Origin of the sequence: Streptomyces sp. NPDC032472, assembly GCF_040636955.1 — a bacterium.
Classification (GTDB): Bacteria; Actinomycetota; Actinomycetes; order Streptomycetales; family Streptomycetaceae; genus Streptomyces.
In genome coordinates, this window is record NZ_JBEZVK010000105.1 from 1 (window position 1) to 16,194 (window position 16,194).

Consider the following 16,194-nt stretch of genomic DNA (forward strand, 5'->3'; position numbering starts at 1 on the left):
GCCGCAGCGGCTGGCGCCGGTGGGTGCCGTCGTGGCGCCAGTGGCTGGGCGCCTGCGTGTACGCGTTCATCGGCATGACGGGTTTCGTCACGATCGCGTACGCCGTGACGGACATACCCGACGACCTCAACTCGTTCGCCACACAGCAGGACAATGTGTACTACTGGGCCGACGGCTCGACGATGGCCCGCACGGGCTGGGTCAGCCGGCAGGAGATGCCCCTGGACAAGGTGCCCCCCAAGGTCCGGGGAGCCGTCCTCGCGGCCGAGAACGCCAGCTTCTACTCCGACCCCGGAGTCTCCCCTTCCGGCTTCCTGCGCGCCGTACGGGCCGCGGTGACGGGCGGCGAGACCCAGGGCGGCTCGACCATCACGCAGCAGTACGTGAAGAACGCCTACCTGAACCAGGACCGGACCCTCTCCCGGAAGTTCACCGAGATCCTGCTCGCCCTGAAGCTGGACAACCGGACGAGCAAGGAGAAGATCCTCCAGGACTACCTCAACACCAGCTGGTTCGGGCGCGGCACGTACGGCATCCAGCGCGCCTCCCAGGCGTACTACGGCAAAGACGTCTCGCAGCTCAACGCCAGCGAGGGCGCCTTCCTGGCCTCCCTCCTCAAGGGCGCCGGCCTGTTCGACCCCACCCTCAGCAAGGAGAACCACGACCGGGCCGTGGAGCGCTGGAGCTGGATCCTGGACCGCATGGTCGAGACGGGGCAGCTGTCGAAGGCCGAGCGGGCCACGTACACGACGTTCCCGGAGCCCTCGAGCCAGTCCCTGGCCGGCATGCCGGGCGCGCAGACCGGCTACCTGGTGGAGCTGGCGAAGCAGTACACGATCAAGGCCGGGCACATCAAGGAGTCAGAGTTCGACCTCGGCGGCTACCAGATCTACACCACCTTCGACCCGGCCCGCATGACCGCCCTGACCGCCGCGGTCCAGGCGGCACAGAAGGACTTCGACGCCGAGAAGCGCCCCGACACGGACAAGTACGCGAAGATCGGCGCGGCGAGCATCGCCCCCGACGGGCGGCTCCTCGCGGTGTACGGCGGGCCCGACTACCTCAAGCAGGGCTTCAACGAGTCGAACGCGACGACCATCCCCGCCGGGACGGCGTTCACCCCGATCGTGTACGCCGCCGCGCTCGAGGACGGGGTGCTGCGCACGCGCGGCAAGGCCCGTACGCCCGTCTCCCCGTCCAGTCCGTACGACGGCAACGACCAGGTGACCGTACAGACGCCCGAGGGCCCGTACTGGGACCGCAGCGGCAAGGTGGTCAAGGGGCGCAACGACGGGGGCCGCAACTGGGGCCAGGTGACCCTGCGCCAGGCCGTGGCGGACTCGATCAACACCCCGATGCTGCAGCTCGGCCTCGACGTGGGCCTCGACCGGGTGGAGTCCTACGCCGAGCGGTCCGGGCTGCTCGGGGCGAGTCTCGGGCCGCGGATCCCCACGTTCGCGCTCGGGGAGAACTCGACGCCCAGCGCGATCCGGATGGCCACGGTCTACCAGACCTTCGCCGCGGACGGCATGCACACCGACCCCTACTCGGTGCGCTCGGTCACCCGCGGCGGCGGCGCGGTGCCGCTGGACGGGCCGAAGCCGACGCGGGCGATGTCGGCGAAGACGGCGCGAGCGGTGACGGACGCCCTGCGGGCGACCGTCACCGAGGGCTCGGCGAAGACGGCTGCCAAGGCGCACCCGGGCGCGGCGGGCAAGACCGGAACGACGGCGGCGAACACGGCGGGCTGGTTCGTGGCCAGCACCGATCAGGAGTCCACGGCCGTGGTGGTCTACCGGATGTCGCTGACGGACCTGATCCCGCTGCCGCTGACGGGGCTGGGCGGGGACGCGCAGGGGACGCCCGGGAGCGCGCGGGCGGTGGACCTGTGGGCGGACTACATCAAGGCGGTCAAGTAGGGCGGGCGGCGGCCGGACGGGCCGGGGCCCGCCGGGTCCCCACCCGCCCGGCTACTTGATCAGGGTGTTCCAGTCCGGCGCCTGCGCGGGGTCGAGCATGCGCAGCTGGGCCAGGACCTTGGGGTCCTGGACGTCGAGCCAGTCGGACAGCTCCCGGAAGGACACGCAGCGCACGTCCTGGCGCGGGCAGACGTCCCGCATCACGTCCTCGACGGCCTTCATGTAGATGCCACCGTTCCAGTCCTCGAAGTGGTTGCCGATGAACATCGGGGCCCGGCTGCCGTTGTAGACGCGGTTGAAGCCGTTCAGGTACGACATCCGGGTCTGGGTCTGCCAGGCCGAGAACTTCGCCGGGTCACCCTGGGTGCTGTCGCCGGACTGGTTGTAGAGGAAGTTGAAGTCCATGGAAAGGACCTGCACCTCTTTGCCCTGCAACGGGACGAGCTGGAGCGGAAAGTTCCATATGTCGTTCTGCTTGGACGGCCACATCTGGAAGTCGCCCGAGGAGCTGGCGTCGTAGCGCCAGCCGTAGGGCTTGATCGCGGTGATGAGGTTCTTCTGGCCCTCCAGGCAGGGCGCGCGACCCCCGACCACCTCCCGGTCCGGGTCGAAGGGCAGGGGCGCCTCCTTGGTGAACCCGGTGTTGGTCTTCCACTTCTTCATGAACGCGTACGCCTGGTCGATCTCGCTCTTCCACTCCTCGGGGCTCCAGTCCCCGCCGCCCTTGGGGCCGCAGAAGTGCCCGTTGAAGTGGGATCCGATCTCGTTGCCGTCGGTCCAGGCGCCGCGCAGCTGCCCGAGCGTGGACTTCACGTGCGCAGGGGTCGGGTACGAGATGGCCGCCGCGCCCTGGTTGTGCTGCGGCGGGCGGTAGAGCGTCTTCTTGTCGTCCGGCAGGAGGTAGATGCCGGTGAGGAAGAAGGTCATGTGGGCCTTGCTCTCGCGGGCCACCTGGCGGAAGTGCGAGAAAAGGTGGTCGTCGCCCTCCAGCGCGCCGTCCCAGGAGAAGACCACGAACTGCGGCGGCTTCTCGCCGGGCTTGAGCTTCTCGGGCTTGAGCTGTCCCGGCTGCGGTCCGGTGTAGGAGGTGGAGCCGTCTCCGAGCACCTCGACCTTGCCGTCCCAGTTCTCCTTCGGGCCCTTTCCGGCCCCCGGCTTGCCGGCCGCGCCGCCCGAGGAGGCGGGGGCCGCGAGGCGGGCGTCGGCCCCGGCCTCGGCGTCCGAGGAGCCGCCGAACGCCAGGGCGGCCGCGGTGGCGGCGACCCCGCCCGCGGCGATGACGGCCGCGCCGATGCCCAGGCGCTTGCGGTTCTGCGCCTTCCTGCGCGCCTTGCGGGACGAGCGGGATTCCGCGGGGGCGCCGGGAGCGCCGTCGGTCTCGACCATCGCGGTCGTACCCTCCTGATCAACCGCAGCAGGGCCGCGCATGGATGGTTCGTACGAATATAGAACTTGTCGGAACACCTCCCACACCCCGGACCCCCTCCTTCCACCACTTCACAGCCAACGCACAGCCCGCCGGCACCCCCAGCAAAGAACAAACCCCCACAATCCCCCCAAAACAGAACACCCGAGCACCCGCCCATTCCCCCACCTGGCAGACCGACCCCATGGATCTGCCCGGCGTCGGGGTCATCCCCGCGGGTGCGGGGAGCAGGCTCGCTGAGCTGCGATGTTACTGGGGAGCCGCTCTGGTGTTGGTCGCTTTCCCGATTCGGACTTTCGTTACGTTCGACCGAGGCGTGCAGCAGCCGGTCGCGCAGTGCCGTGGCGGCGTCCGACGGCTCGGTGGGGGTGAGGACGACCTGGTCGGCGGTGGTCGACGGGCCCGTGAGGGGGATGGTGCGCAGGCCGGACGGCTGGTGGTCGAGTGCCGATTCGACGGTGATGCCGATGCCCGTTCCCGCGGCGACAGGCAGCGGGTACGAGCCAGGCCCGCGCCCTGTCGGCCTCCCTCCGGGAGCCGGCCCCCGCCCCACGAGCCCTGACCGGCGCCTGACGCCCGGCCATCGACGCCGGAACCGGACGAAGAACCCGCCGGATGGCTCCGTAAGGCGCGTCCCTGCGGGCGCGGGGAGCAGGTTTCTGAGCGGGGACTCTGGCGACCGGCGTCGTCTCCTGGAGCGCTTTCGGGGAATCCGGCAAGCAAGGCAAAGTCCTCCGCGGGGCCTGGGGTTCGGGGCCTGGGCGGGGCTTGGCCCCCCGGCAGGAGGTCTGCGGTACGCAGAGCCGGCGGGGTTGGCCAGGCCCCGGGCGGTGGCGGAGGCGGGGGCTGACGTAGCGTCGGGGCATGAGCACGACGCCGCCTCCCTACTCCCCCGGCCCGTACGGGCCCCCGCAGCAGCCCCACCCGTACGCCGGCCAGCAGCCCTACGGTCAGCCGCCCGGGCCGCACCCCTACCCTCCGCAGCAGCAGCCGTACCCCCACCCGTACCCCGCGGCGCAAGGCGGCTGGGGGCAGCCGCAGCCGCCGGGCCGCCGGGCCGGGAAGCCCATGTGGGTGGGGCTGGCCACGGCCGTGGGGGTCGTGTTCGGGCTACTGGTGCTGAAGAACGTCAGCGAGGCCGGGAACCGGGCGAGCGGGGCCGGGTTCCCCGAGGCCAAGTACAAGATCGCAGTGCCCAAGACCCTGCTGGGCGGCCAGTACCAGCTCGACGAGGACGCGTCGCAGACCAAGGGCAAGCAACTGGTCGACGGCACCTACGACCCCAAGGTCCGCAACCCGCACCCCGCCGTCGCCCGCTACACCTCCGAGTCGCCGACGCAGCCCGGCGTCATCGCCCTCTCCGGGATGTACGGCCAGTTCAAGGACCCCGCGACGGCGCGGAAGAAGATGATGGCCGGTGCGGCCGAGGGCGAGGGCGCCAAGGTGGCGGTGCCCGTCCGGGACATCAGGCCCCCCGGCGCGGACGTCACGCTGTCCTGCCAGGTGTTGACGTCCCGCCGGGGCGGCGGGACCGACGTCACCCTCCCCCTGTGTGCCTGGGCGGACGAGAACACTGCCGCCAGCGTCGGCGTGGTCAGTGCCGAACTCGCCCAGCAGGCCCCCGGTTCGGTCGACCTCAACCGCATCGCGGAGACCACGCTGAAGGTGCGCGCGGAGACCCGGCAGCCGGTGGGCTGACCGGGCCGCACCGGACCGGGGCACGGCGGAGCCGGGCCCTCGACATCAGGTATCAGGACGCCGCGATCAGCGCCGACAGGTCGCGCATGTCGTGGAAGACGACGGTGCCGGCGCCTTCGAGGCGTCCGGCCGGGGTCAGCCCGCCCGCGTAGCCGAAGGCGCGCATGCCGGCGGCGCGGGCAGCGGCGACGCCGGGCCGGCTGTCCTCGACCACCGCGCAGGCCGCGGGATCGACACCCATCTGCCGGGCGGCGTACAGGAACAGGTCGGGGGCGGGCTTGCCGCGGGAGACCTCCGTGGCGCTGAAGATGCGGCCCGCGAAGCGTTCGTAGAGGCCGGTGCGGCCGAGCGTGTGCCGCATCTTGTCGTGGGAGCCGCTGGAGGCGACGCACGTCGGCAGGCTGAGCGCGTCGAGCGCTTCCGGCAGGCCCTCGACCGGCGTCAGTCCCGCGTCCACGGCCTCCCGGTGGAGCTGCTCGAACCGCTCCGACCAGACCGCAGCCGTGTCCTCGCCGAGCCGGGCGGCGACCTGCTCGCGGATGGCGGCGTGCGAGCGTCCGATGAAGCGGTCGACGACCTCGTCCTCGGTCAGCGGCCAGCCGAGTTCGGCGCCGAGGGAGACCTGTACGCGCGCGGCGATGCGCTCACTGTCGACCAGCACGCCGTCGCAGTCGAATATGACGAGTTCAATGGGCTTGATCACCAGCGCAGCATAGGCGTTGGCGATGGCGCCAGGGTCCGCCTCATGCCGTCAGTTCCCGCAGGTCGCCCGCTGTGGGCCTGATGTCGAGGCGCGTGTACCACTCGGTCGCGAGGATCCGCCGGCGGCCGTCCGCCGAGAGGCGGGACAGGATGGCGGGAAGGGCGCGTATGCGCTCGACCTCGCTGCGGTGCGCGAGGATCGCCGCCCACTTCTGCTCCAGCCACGGACTCACGTCGACGGTTGCGGTGATCTGCCCGTCGGGGACGCTGAGCACGGACTTGCCCACCTCGCCGAGGAGGCCGGCCAGCACGCCGACGCTCGATTCGGGGTGGGTCGCCAGGTAGAGGGCGCGGGGCCGCCACGGTGGTCCGCAGTGCGGGTAGAGGTGTTCGATCCCGGCGGCATGGACGGCGAGTGCGGTCACGCGGTGGGTGTGGACGTGGTCCGGGTGGCCGGTCAGGCCGCCGTGCGCGTCGTGGGTGACCACGATGTCCGGGCGGAACTGGCGGATGTGGGCCAGAAGTTCGGCCACCGCCCCGTCCAGCGGCGCATCGCAGAAGCGGGGCCGCCGCGGTGCCGACAGGGGGATGCGCGCGTCGGCGTAGCCGAGCATCCTCGGCTCGCCGGCGCCGAGGATCCGGAGGGCATCGGCGAGTTCAGCGGCCCGGTGGCTGTCAGGCGACCAGGTGCTGGTGACGACGGCCGTACGGGCACCGGCGGCCGCGTGCCGGGCGAGCACCCCGCCGGCTGCCAGCGATTCGTCGTCCGGATGCGCGAAGACCGCGAGCAGGCTGGGTAGGGATGCGCGGACGGCTGCGGATACGGGGACGGGCTCGGGCTCGGGCACTGGCGCTGGCACGGGTTGTACGACCTCACTCCAGGTCGGGGTCGTCGTTGAGGAGTTCGTCCCATACGTTGCCGCCGTCAGCCCAGGTCCGCAACCATCCCCGCAGCGAGGCCGATGCGTAGCGCAAACCGTCGTGAGGACCTTGACCCCAGGCGGGCTCCCAGCCGTCGGCGTCGTAGAGCAGCACCTGGTTGTCGAGCGCGGTCAGCGAGACGTACCACTCCATCGTGCATCCGCCGGCGGCGAGGAAGAGCCACGAGGGCGGCACGCCCGCCGCCCGGTTGCGTTCGTGGACGCCGACCGTCCAGGGCCAGTCGCAGAGGTGCCCGGGGACCCGGTTGCCTTCGGTCAGTGACGCGAGCCCGCCGTCGGGGCCGAATCCTCCGTCGGCGACCTCGGTGTAGACGCGCCGGAGCAGTTCGGGAAAGCGGCGTCCGATGCTGCGCTCCGCCTCCTCGACCTCGGCCGGGGTGATCGGGGGGAACAGCGGTCCGCGGGGAGCATCGGCGTAGTAGGCGGCCGCCTCCTCCGCCCCCGCCTTGAACCGGACGGTTCCGTCGCTGCCGTACGACACGACGGCGTCTCGGCGCTGTTCCAGCCGTGCGCTGCCGTACCGCTCGGCCAACCAGCCGACGGGGACGTCCGCCGTGTCGAAGCGCAGGCCCGGGTCCCATGCGCGGACCTGCAGCGCCTTGATCAACGCGTCGTCGTCCGGCGCGAGTCCGCTCTCCTGGGGGAGTGCTGCAAGGGTGTCGTGCGGCGTGAGGAGGGGCATGTGTCGGCAGCCTACTGGCGCTCCGCGGCTGCCCGCGGCGCGCGTTGCCCGTTGCCCGTTGCCCGGTGCCCGGTGCACGTCGTAGGGAGGCGTTCGCCGCGCTCGGAAAATCCCGTTGCCGTCGGCTCCCCTCCCCTACATGATCACCGGTGATGACGAACTCATTCGACGACGTACGAAGCCGGCTGCGCGCCGGCGACATACCCGGAGCCGTCCGCTCCCTGCGCCCGCTCGCCGACACGGCACCCCTGCGCGACCTGACGGACGAGGTCCGCGCCCTGGCCGAGGCCGTAGGCTTCGACGACCTGGCCCGCGCCGCGAAGAAGGCCTCCCGCAAGCCCGGCGACGCCCAGCGTCTCTACGACTTCGGCTACCTCTGCATCGAGCGCGGGCTCGCCTTCCCCGCGATCCCCGCGCTGCGCGAGGCACTGCGCCTCTCCCCCGGCGCCCGCCCCGTGCTGAGCGAGCTCGTCGCCGCCTTCGAGGCCGAGGACCGCCACGCCGAGGCCGCCGCGGTGCTGCTCCGGCACGAGGCCGTACTGGAACCCTGGCCCGGCGGCTACCTGCTGGCCTACAACTCCCTCCTCGCCGGCGATCTCGCCACCGGCCGCGACCGCACCGCCCGGCTGCCCGAGCCCGCCGACAGCACGTGGGCCTGGGCCCATGAGCGGCTCCGCGGGATGGTGAGCCGGGCCGAGGCCGCCTCCCGCACCGCGCCGCTCGACCGGACGGACCTGCGCGGCTGGCAGTTCGCCCTCACCGGCACCCTGCTCGGCACGCTCTCCCCGTACGGCTTCGAGGTCATGACCGGCCGCTACGCCTACTTCGGCGACAGCTACGGGGCCTGCCGCCGCGGGCTGGACCGGCTCGCGACGGCCCTCGACATCGCCGGGCACCGCCCCACGGCCGTGAGCGCACTGCCCGGCCGCTCCGACCGGATCCTGGCGCTGGCCGCGGCGGACCTGCTGGGCCTGCCGCTGGAGCCGTACGCTCCCGGCCGCCCGGGCACCCTCGTCGTGGCCTACGACCTCAGCGACCACGACCCGGAGGTACTGGCGGAACTCCGCGACCGCGCCCCCGGTCAGGTGCTGTACGAACACGCGAGCCGCTGGACCGAACCGGCCGCCGTGCCCGCGGACTTCAGCACGCTCCAGCGCCAGGTCGGCTCCGAGCCCTGGGGCGAACAGCTCGGCGCCGAGGGCCGCGGCCCGGCCGACAGCCGGCCGGAGGCGGAGATCGCCCGGGACATCGTCACCGCGGACCCGTCGGCGGACCCGGGCGACGGCGAAGGCCCCGTCGACGGGGAGGCGGCCTTCCGCGACTTCGTCACGGCGATCGCCCCGCTCTGGCTGACCTCCGGCTCCCGAGCCCCGATAAACTCCACGGGCCCGGTCCAGAGCAACCGCTTCTGACCGTGCGAACCGCACCCGCCCCCGGTCGGCACAACGGGCCATCCCCGCGGGTGCGGGGAGCAGACCGCCATCCAATTCCGCAGGGTCGCGGCGTTGGGGTCATCACCGCGCGTGCGGGGAGCGGGGTCGGCGGCCTGGTGTTCTTGGCTTGGAGAGCGTCGTTTGTGTGCGCTTCTCGGGGTCAGGCATATCGGGCCCGTGCGTGCACCATGCCGTACTTTTCGCCGGTGCCAGGGCAGTGCCGGGCAAGCGGCGACAGGCTCTCCGGTGCCGCCGCGAAGAGCGATCGGGCGTGGCCGCCGGCCGCCCTTGCCCTCACGGCCTGCGACGGCGGCACGGCCAAGCCGGCTGCGGGCGGCAGCAGCCGTACGGCGTCGGCATCCGCGACGGCGGCGAGCACGCAGCCGTACGCCGACAAGACGCCTGCGGAGATCCAGCTGCTCGCCTCCGAGGAGACGCGGACGGCGACGTTCAAGAAGGCGAGGGGCACGGTGACCGGCGAGGGCACGACCGCCGCCTTCATGCTCACCTACCCGGGCTCGAACGGCGGAACGGCCACGGACTACATCGCCGCGCAGGGCCGCCCGTATCTGCTGAAGCGGACCGAGACCGGCCCCGAGCCGTACGAAGTCACCTACTACGACTTCGAGACGGTCACCCAGCTCCGGGCACCCGCCGACAGCGAAGTCGTCTCCCTCGACTGACCCGGCCGGCATCCGGGCCGCAGCCGCAGCCGTTCACCTCGGCGCCCGCCCCGCGCCGGCCCGGGGCGGCCGTGTCCCCCAGATCGCCCAGGCGCGGGCGGTGAGCGGGATCGAGCCGTCCGCGCGCGTCGGCAGGGCCCGGCCGAGCGCGTCGCGCAACCGTTCCCGGGCAGCCGGGGCCAGGGTGGCGACGTACCCGGGGGCGGGCCCCTGCCCGGACAGGAAGGGCTCCCACAGGTCCGCGAATCCGGCGAAGACGGTCGGCACCTCGATCGCGGCGACGGCCACATCGGCCAGCCCCGCCCCCGCCCACACCGCGCGCAGCGGATCCGGACGGCACAGCGGGAAGCGCCGGCCCTCGTCCAGGGCGGCAGCCGACGGGTCGAGCGCGGCCGCCGCGGCCCAGAAGGAGTTCAGCAGGCCCATGCCGCCGGGGTAGTCCCATACGTACGCCGCCACCAGCCCGCCCCCCTGTACAGTCCGGGCCGCCTCGGCCACCGCCGCACCCGGGTCGGGGAGGAAGTTGAGCGCCAGTCCGCTCACGGCCACGTCACACGCTTCGTCGCGCACCGGCAGCGACAGCGCGTCGGCCACCGCGAAGTGCGCCGGTGCTGGGGCGGTCGCACCGGCCGAGGCCACGAACCCGGCGGACCGGTCGAGCCCCAGCACGGTCCGCGGGCGGCACCGTTGCGCCACGGCCGCGGTCAACGCGCCCGTACCGCATCCCACGTCCAGCCAGCGCAGGCCGTCCCCGGCGCCGAGCCACGTCAGGAACTCCTCCGCCACCAGACGGCTCCACCGGCCCATGTACCGTTCGTACGCATCACCGGCAGCCCATACGTCGAACCGCTGCTCCCTCACCCCGCCACGATCCCCGACCGGGCCCCCGGGCGCCACGGACACACAGGTGAACCGGCCCGCCGTCACCCGTGAGAGACTCCGAGTACCGGGGTGGAGGCGGGAGGGGGCGGAAGGGGCTTGCGTCTCCCCCAGGGGGAGGCCAGAAGGTGGGGGCATGAACGGCGACACGCTCTACTCGATCGGCGAGCTGGCCCGGCAGACCGGCACCACGGTCAAGACCGTCCGCTTCTCCTCCGATTCCGGGATCGTCTCGCCCGCCGACCGCACGCCGGCCGGCCACCGCCAGTACGGCGACGACGCCCTCGCACGCCTGGAACTCGTACGGACCCTCCGCGACCTGGGACTCGGCCTTCCGGCCATCCGGCAGGTCATGGACCGGGAGCGGGAACTGCCGGAGGTCGCCGCGGCGCAGGCCGAGGCCCTGGACGCACAGATCCGGATCCTACGGCTGCGGCGTGCGGTGCTGACTGCCGTGGCGAAGCGCGGGGCCACCCCAGAGGAGACGCAGCTCATGCACAAGCTGGCCGGACTGTCCGGGACCGAACGCCGACGGCTGGTCGACGACTTCCTCGAGGCGGTCTTCGGCAGCGGCCGCCCGGGCGCCGACACCGCGTTCCGGGGCATCATGCGCTCCATGACCCCGGAGCTGCCCGAGGACCCCCGTCCGGACCAGATCGAGGCCTGGGTGGAACTGGCCGAGCTGTCGCAGGACCCGGATTTCCGCGACCACCTGCGGCAGATGGTGCACGCGGCCGGGCGCGCGCAGCAGGCTCCGCCGAGCAGGCACCAGGACCTCGCAGCGACCGTCCGCCACGAGGTCGCCCCGGCCCTGGCGGCCGGCATCGACCCCGCCTCACCGCAGGCCGACCCGATCGTCGCGAGGCTGGTGGGCCTGTGCGGAGACGGAGGCTCCGTCGAGCCCCGGCGGCGGCTGCTCGCCCGGCTGGAGCGCATGGACGACCCGCGCAGGGAGCGGTACGTCCAGCTCCTCGCGGTCATCAACGGATGGCCCGGCCCGCAGCGTCCGGGACCTGCGCTCGGCTGGTCCGTCCGCGCCCTGCGTGCCCGGGTCGAGCGATGACGGGGCAGCCGCCGGGCGGCCCGGCCTTGACGGCTGCGGCTACGACTGCGGCTGCGGCGACGCCGGCTGCTCCCGCTCTCGTCCTGCGGCCCTGGTGCGCGCAGGACGCCCCGGCACTGGTCGATGTGTACCGGGATCCCGATCTGCGGCGCTGGACGAGCCACCGGATGGAGAACGAGGCCGAGGCACTGCAGTGGGTGCGGGAACAGGAACGGGGCTGGGCGGCCGGCCGGCGCTTCTGCTTCGCCGTCCTCGAAGCCGACCCTGACGGGGTCGCGCGGCGGCTGGCCGGCAGTGCGGTGGTCAAGGAGGTCGTACCCGGCAAGCCCTCCGCCGAGGTGGGCTACTGGACGGCGGCCCGAGCTCGCGGCCGCGGCGTGGCCCCGCGCGCCCTGGAGGCGCTCACCGCCTGGGCGTTCGACACGTTCCGGGCCGATGGCCTGGAACGCCTCGAACTCCTGCACCAGGCGGACAACGCGGCCTCCTGCCGGGTCGCGCAGAAGAGCGGCTACGCGTTCGACAGCTTCCTGCCGGCGCACCCGCCCGCCTTCCCCCGCGACGGCCATCTCCACGTACGGCACGCGGCGCCCTGATCCGCCGCGCCGCGTACGGTACGGTCGCCCGCTACAGCGGGTCGCCGAGGGGCCCGTACTGCTCTGCCAGGTTCTCGGCCCAGTGCGCGGCGAAGTCCGGCTGCGTGCCGTCCGCGTCGGTGAAGCCGTACTCCCGGTACAGGCCCCAGGTCGCCAGGGCCCGACCGGACTTGGCCATGACGTCGGGGTCGGCGGCGAGTGCGGCCACGGCGCGGCCCAGGTAGGCCGGCGTCTCGGAGTGGGCGAAGTTCGGGTCCTGGGACGCGGCTTCGCGCCAGTTGTCCTCGGTGACGCCGAAGTGCTCCAGCATGGCCTCCGAGCGCAGGAATCCCGGGGTGATCGCCACGGCCGCGACACCGTGGGGCTTCAGCTCGGCCGCCTGGGCGACGGCGAGGCGGATGACCGCGGACTTCGCCATGTCGTAGAAGAACGAGCCGCGGTAGCGGGCGGTGTTGCCGTCGGTGACCTCCACCACCAGCCCGCTCTTGCGGGCGACCAGCAGCGGAAGCGCGTACCGGCTGGTGATCACATGGGTCTCCACCGCCTGCCGGAGCAGCCGGAGACCGGTGTCCACGTCCTGTTCCCACAGGGGGTGTTCCCAGTCGGTCAGCGGGTCTCCGCCCCACACCGAGTTGACGAGGACGTCGAGCCGGCCGTCCTGGTCGGAGGCGATCCGGTCCACCAGCGCCCGCACCTCGTCGGGGCGGCTGTGGTCGGTGCGGACCGCAATGCCGAGGCCGCCGGCGGCGGTGATCCTCTCGGCGGTCTCCTCGATCGTCTCGGGGCGGTCGAGGGCGGAGCGCCCGGCGCTGCTGCTGCGGCCGGTCACGTACACCGTCGCGCCGGCGGCGCCGAGTTCGACGGCGATACCGCGGCCGCCGCCCCGGGTGCCGCCGGCGACGAGGGCGACCTTTCCGGCCAGCGGGCGGCGTACGTCCTGCGTCATGATTCCTCCGAGTCGACGTGGCTGGGTGGGACGTACGGGGACAGCACCGCGCCGAGCTCCTCGCGCAGCCGCTCGGCGAGGGTGCCCCGGCGGTCGAGGGCCCAGGTCAGCCCGGCGCCCGCGGTGATCGCCTGGACCGTGCGGACCAGGACGGCGAGGTCCGTCCCGGCGCGCAGCTCGCCCGAGTCGGCCGCCTCCGCCAGCAGTGTGCGGACCGCGCGCCCCTGGGCTTGGTGGACGGCGAGGGCCCGCTCGTACAGCTCCGGGTCCGCGAGGTCCATGCACAGGAACGCCAGGTGATGGGCGAAGCTCTCCGGGGTCTCCATCCCGGCCGCCGCTTCGACGGCCAGCGCCGTCAGGGCGTCGAGGGCGGAGGTGTGCTCCCGACGGAGGCGGGCGGTGAGCCCGTCCGCCTCCCGGGCGGAGAGGTCCGCGAGCGCGAGCAGCAGCCCGCGCTTGGACCCGAACCGCTGCACGAGAGTGCCGGGCACCAGCCCGACCTCGCGCGCCACGGCAGCCAACGTGAGCCCTGCCGGCCCCACCCGACCCATCACCTGGGCCGCCGCGCGCAAGATCACCCCATCCTCGACGGCACGGGGACGCGCCATTGCCACCACCCTCCCTTATTAATAAATGCCCGTTCATTTATTAAAGCACACGGGGCGTGCCACCTGAACGGGCTGCCACGGGGTGCAGCGCGGCGGCGCCGGCGGAAGACTGGGGTCATGCCTGCCCGCCTGGTCATCTATCCGCCCGACGAGAACGGCTGGCGGCGCGTGCGCTGGGACGGCGTCGCGATCGGCGTGGCGCAGAAACCGTCCGACATCGCGGTCTTCCTGGCCGCGGCCGGCCTGAAGTCGGCCCAGGAGCTCGACCTGACCGACCCCGATCTCGTCGAATGGCGGGGCGGCGGCCCGGAGACCTGGGCCGAATCGCCCCCGTAGCCTCAGCTCCGGTCGATGTACGCGGCCAGGCCGTCCAGAATGCGCTGCAGGCCGAACTCCCACGCCTGGTCCTGCCCGCCCGACCGGGCCGCCGAGGCGAAGGCCGCAGTGAGCGCGGGGAACCGCTCGCCGTGCGCCTGCATCAAATCCGCGAGGACGGCACCCAATTGGGCCTCGGGGTTGCCCTCGGGGCCTGCCGCGCGGGCCTGCTGGGTGATGCCGCGTACGTGACCGACCAGCAGGACGGCTGCGTCCATCCTCTCGGCGCCGGTCAGGGCGGTGCCGTCCAGTGCGGAGACGGCGCGCTCCAGCCAGGACAGTTCCCCGGGCCCCATGACCCGCGGCCCGACGGTGGCGTCCAGCGCCCAGGGGTGGCTGCGAAAGACCCCGAGCAGCCGGCGAGCCCATTCCTCGAGCTGCTCCCGCCAGCCCGCGCCCTCCACCTCCCCCTGCGCCTGCGCCTGCGCCCGTGCCTGCCGCTGCGGCTGCGGCTGCGGATAGGCGCCGATCGCGGCGTCCACCATGAGTGCGACCAGCTCGGCCTTGCCCGGCACGTACCGGTACAGCGCCATCTTCGTCACGCCGAGTTGCGCCGCGACCCGCTGCATGGACACCTCGGCCAGCCCGTCCGCGTCGGCGATCTCGATCCCGGCCCGCGCGATGCGCTCCAGGTCGAGCTTCGGCTTGGGACCCCGGGCGGGCACGGGATGCGGACCCCACAGCAGCCGGACCACTTCGGCGTGCTCGTTCCCCATATCCGCCACCTCCCGGTCCCGCCCCTTGCCGCATGAACTGCGTCTAAGGTACACAGTATCTGCAGTGTCCGTCGGACACAGTTTCAAGGTGCCAGGAGGAAACAACCCATGCGGAACAGGAACGTCCTTATCTCCGGTGCGAGCGTCGCCGGCCCGGCCCTGGCCCACTGGCTGGGACGCCACGGCTTCAAGCCCACCGTCGTCGAACTGGCCCCGGCCCTGCGTCAGGGCGGCCAAGCCGTCGACTTCCGCGGCGCCGCGCACCTCACCGTGCTGGACCGCATGGGCCTCCTGCCCGCACTGCGCCGCTTCCAGACCGGCGGCAGCCCGATCCGCTTCGTCGACGAACACGGCCGCACCCTGCTGCACCTGCCGGCCGAGTTCGCCGGCGGCGAGCTGGAGGTGCTCCGCGGGGACCTCGCCCGAGTGCTGTACGAGCACAGCGCGCCCCACACCGAATACCTCTTCGGCGACTCGATCACCGGCCTCACCGAGACCCCCTCCGCCGTACGAGTCGACTTCCGCAGCGGAGCCTCCCGCGACTTCGACCTGGTTATCGGCGCGGACGGGCTGCACTCGAACGTCCGCCGCCTCGCCTTCGGCCCGGAAGAGGAGTACGTGAGCCACCTCGGCTACTACGCCGCCACCTGGCAGCTCCCCAACGAGCTGGGCCTGCCGCAGGGTTCGGTCGGGTACAACGCGCCCGGGCGGCTGGCCTCCGTCGGCGCCGACCACCGGGACCCGGCGCGGGCGGGGGCGTTCTTCGTCTTCGCCGCGCCGCAGTTGTCGTACGACCGCCACGACCCGGAACAGCAGAAGCAACTCGTCAACGACGCGTTCTCCGACCTCGGCTGGGAAGTCCCCCGCCTGCTCGCCTCCCTCCACCGGGCTCCCGACCTGTACTTCGACTCGATCAGCCGGGCGGACGTGGACACCTGGTCGAGGGGGCGGGTCTGCCTCATCGGCGATGCCGCCTGCGGGGCCACCATCGGCGGCATGGGAACGGGAACGGCAGTGGTCGCCGCCTACGTACTGGCCGGCGAACTCGCCCGAGCCGGGGGCGACCACCGGACGGCCTTCACCCGGTACGAGAACCGGCTCCGCACGTACGCCAAGGCCTGCCAGTCAGGCGGCGACCGCACGGGCAAGTTCCTCGCACCGGCGACGGCCACCCGCATACGCATCCGCAACGCCCTGCTGTCCCGCCCCCTGTTCCTGAACGGCATGCTGAGGCTGGGCCAAAAGGTCAGCACCACAATCGCCTTGCCCGACTACCCCACGTCCCCGACTCCGGCACCGGCACCGGCCGCGGATTGACGTGCGGCGGCATCGCGGCCTTCGCCGATTCGGTCGGGGAAGCCGACCGTCGTGCGTACGCCGTAACCGCGGGCGCCGCCCCGTCGCGTAAGCCCGCCCCGTGCGTGCCGCCGTCGGGGGTCGGCCTGCTGTTGGCGAAGTTCCGCACCCGCTCCTCACGGGAGTCGGGCCCACCGTAAGACCACCTCCACCGTCCCCGCCGTGCGCGGGTCC

Annotated in this window: 16 protein-coding genes; 8 read left to right on the top strand and 8 right to left on the bottom strand. The window is 72.8% G+C overall.

The genetic code is table 11. From position 1 onward, the window contains the following. On the top strand, window positions 1-1,919 hold a 1,919-nt coding region (locus tag AB0F11_RS34990; protein ID WP_362182885.1), incomplete at its 5' end, for a transglycosylase domain-containing protein. 51 nt (window positions 1,920-1,970) lie between these two features. On the opposite strand, the gene AB0F11_RS34995 is transcribed toward AB0F11_RS34990, so the two are convergent. Beyond that, window positions 1,971-3,218, bottom strand: coding sequence for a hypothetical protein (locus tag AB0F11_RS34995; RefSeq protein ID WP_362182922.1), 1,248 nt, complete (start codon window positions 3,216-3,218; stop codon window positions 1,971-1,973). Between the two features lie 991 nt (window positions 3,219-4,209). Here AB0F11_RS34995 and AB0F11_RS35000 point away from each other — a divergent pair. Then, window positions 4,210-5,043 carry a hypothetical protein gene (locus AB0F11_RS35000; RefSeq protein WP_362182888.1) on the top strand — a complete coding sequence of 278 codons (834 nt, stop codon included), beginning with the start codon at window positions 4,210-4,212 and terminating at the stop codon, window positions 5,041-5,043. A 52-nt stretch (window positions 5,044-5,095) separates the two neighbouring features. On the opposite strand, the gene AB0F11_RS35005 is transcribed toward AB0F11_RS35000, so the two are convergent. Genes AB0F11_RS35005 through AB0F11_RS35015 form a run of 3 tightly spaced genes read right to left on the bottom strand, consistent with a single transcriptional unit; the run spans window position 5,096 to window position 7,368 of the window. Next, window positions 5,096-5,746 carry an HAD family hydrolase gene (locus AB0F11_RS35005; RefSeq protein ID WP_362182890.1) on the bottom strand — a complete coding sequence of 217 codons (651 nt, stop codon included), beginning with the start codon at window positions 5,744-5,746 and terminating at the stop codon, window positions 5,096-5,098. 40 nt (window positions 5,747-5,786) lie between these two features. Continuing rightward, complete coding sequence (locus tag AB0F11_RS35010; protein WP_362182892.1) at window positions 5,787-6,605, bottom strand: PIG-L deacetylase family protein; 819 nt, start codon at window positions 6,603-6,605, stop codon at window positions 5,787-5,789. Window positions 6,606-6,618: 13 nt separating this feature from the next. Continuing rightward, window positions 6,619-7,368, bottom strand: coding sequence for an SMI1/KNR4 family protein (locus tag AB0F11_RS35015; RefSeq protein ID WP_362182895.1), 750 nt, complete (start codon window positions 7,366-7,368; stop codon window positions 6,619-6,621). Window positions 7,369-7,520: 152 nt separating this feature from the next. Here AB0F11_RS35015 and AB0F11_RS35020 point away from each other — a divergent pair, with 152 nt between their 5' ends. After that, the gene (locus AB0F11_RS35020; RefSeq protein WP_362182898.1) at window positions 7,521-8,780 is read left to right on the top strand and encodes a hypothetical protein; all 1,260 of its coding nucleotides are present in this window, start codon (window positions 7,521-7,523) and stop codon (window positions 8,778-8,780) included. Between the two features lie 227 nt (window positions 8,781-9,007). After that, window positions 9,008-9,484, top strand: coding sequence for a hypothetical protein (locus tag AB0F11_RS35025; RefSeq protein ID WP_362182900.1), 477 nt, complete (start codon window positions 9,008-9,010; stop codon window positions 9,482-9,484). A gap of 33 nt (window positions 9,485-9,517) precedes the next feature. On the opposite strand, the gene AB0F11_RS35030 is transcribed toward AB0F11_RS35025, so the two are convergent. After that, the gene (locus AB0F11_RS35030) at window positions 9,518-10,345 is read right to left on the bottom strand and encodes a class I SAM-dependent methyltransferase (RefSeq protein WP_362182902.1); all 828 of its coding nucleotides are present in this window, start codon (window positions 10,343-10,345) and stop codon (window positions 9,518-9,520) included. Between the two features lie 154 nt (window positions 10,346-10,499). Between AB0F11_RS35030 and AB0F11_RS35035 the strand changes: the two genes are divergently transcribed. Together AB0F11_RS35035 and AB0F11_RS35040 are read left to right on the top strand one after the other, a co-directional pair. Further along, a complete protein-coding gene (locus AB0F11_RS35035; protein WP_362182905.1) occupies window positions 10,500-11,426 on the top strand; it encodes a MerR family transcriptional regulator in 927 nt (308 codons plus the stop codon). Continuing rightward, a complete protein-coding gene (locus AB0F11_RS35040) occupies window positions 11,423-12,019 on the top strand; it encodes a GNAT family N-acetyltransferase (RefSeq protein WP_362182908.1) in 597 nt (198 codons plus the stop codon). The genes AB0F11_RS35035 and AB0F11_RS35040 overlap by 4 nt, the downstream gene beginning before the upstream one ends. 31 nt (window positions 12,020-12,050) lie before the next feature. Here AB0F11_RS35040 and AB0F11_RS35045 read toward each other — a convergent pair whose 3' ends face one another. After that, on the bottom strand, window positions 12,051-12,965 hold the full coding sequence (locus AB0F11_RS35045; RefSeq protein WP_362182910.1) for an SDR family oxidoreductase: 915 nt from the start codon (window positions 12,963-12,965) through the stop codon (window positions 12,051-12,053). Beyond that, window positions 12,962-13,573 carry a helix-turn-helix domain-containing protein gene (locus AB0F11_RS35050; protein WP_362182912.1) on the bottom strand — a complete coding sequence of 204 codons (612 nt, stop codon included), beginning with the start codon at window positions 13,571-13,573 and terminating at the stop codon, window positions 12,962-12,964. Before AB0F11_RS35050 ends, AB0F11_RS35045 begins: the two co-directional genes overlap by 4 nt. Window positions 13,574-13,690: 117 nt before the next feature. Here AB0F11_RS35050 and AB0F11_RS35055 point away from each other — a divergent pair, with 117 nt between their 5' ends. Beyond that, window positions 13,691-13,909: a hypothetical protein gene (locus AB0F11_RS35055; protein WP_362182915.1), complete on the top strand. Its 219-nt coding sequence runs from the start codon at window positions 13,691-13,693 to the stop codon at window positions 13,907-13,909. Between the two features lie 2 nt (window positions 13,910-13,911). On the opposite strand, the gene AB0F11_RS35060 is transcribed toward AB0F11_RS35055, so the two are convergent. After that, window positions 13,912-14,664 (bottom strand): TetR/AcrR family transcriptional regulator, encoded by a 753-nt coding sequence (locus AB0F11_RS35060; RefSeq protein WP_362182918.1) that lies wholly within the window; start codon window positions 14,662-14,664, stop codon window positions 13,912-13,914. A gap of 108 nt (window positions 14,665-14,772) precedes the next feature. Between AB0F11_RS35060 and AB0F11_RS35065 the strand changes: the two genes are divergently transcribed. Next, entirely contained in the window at window positions 14,773-15,981 is a 1,209-nt protein-coding gene (locus tag AB0F11_RS35065; RefSeq protein ID WP_362182920.1) for an FAD-dependent monooxygenase, read from the top strand. The last annotated feature ends 213 nt before the right edge of the window (window positions 15,982-16,194 follow it).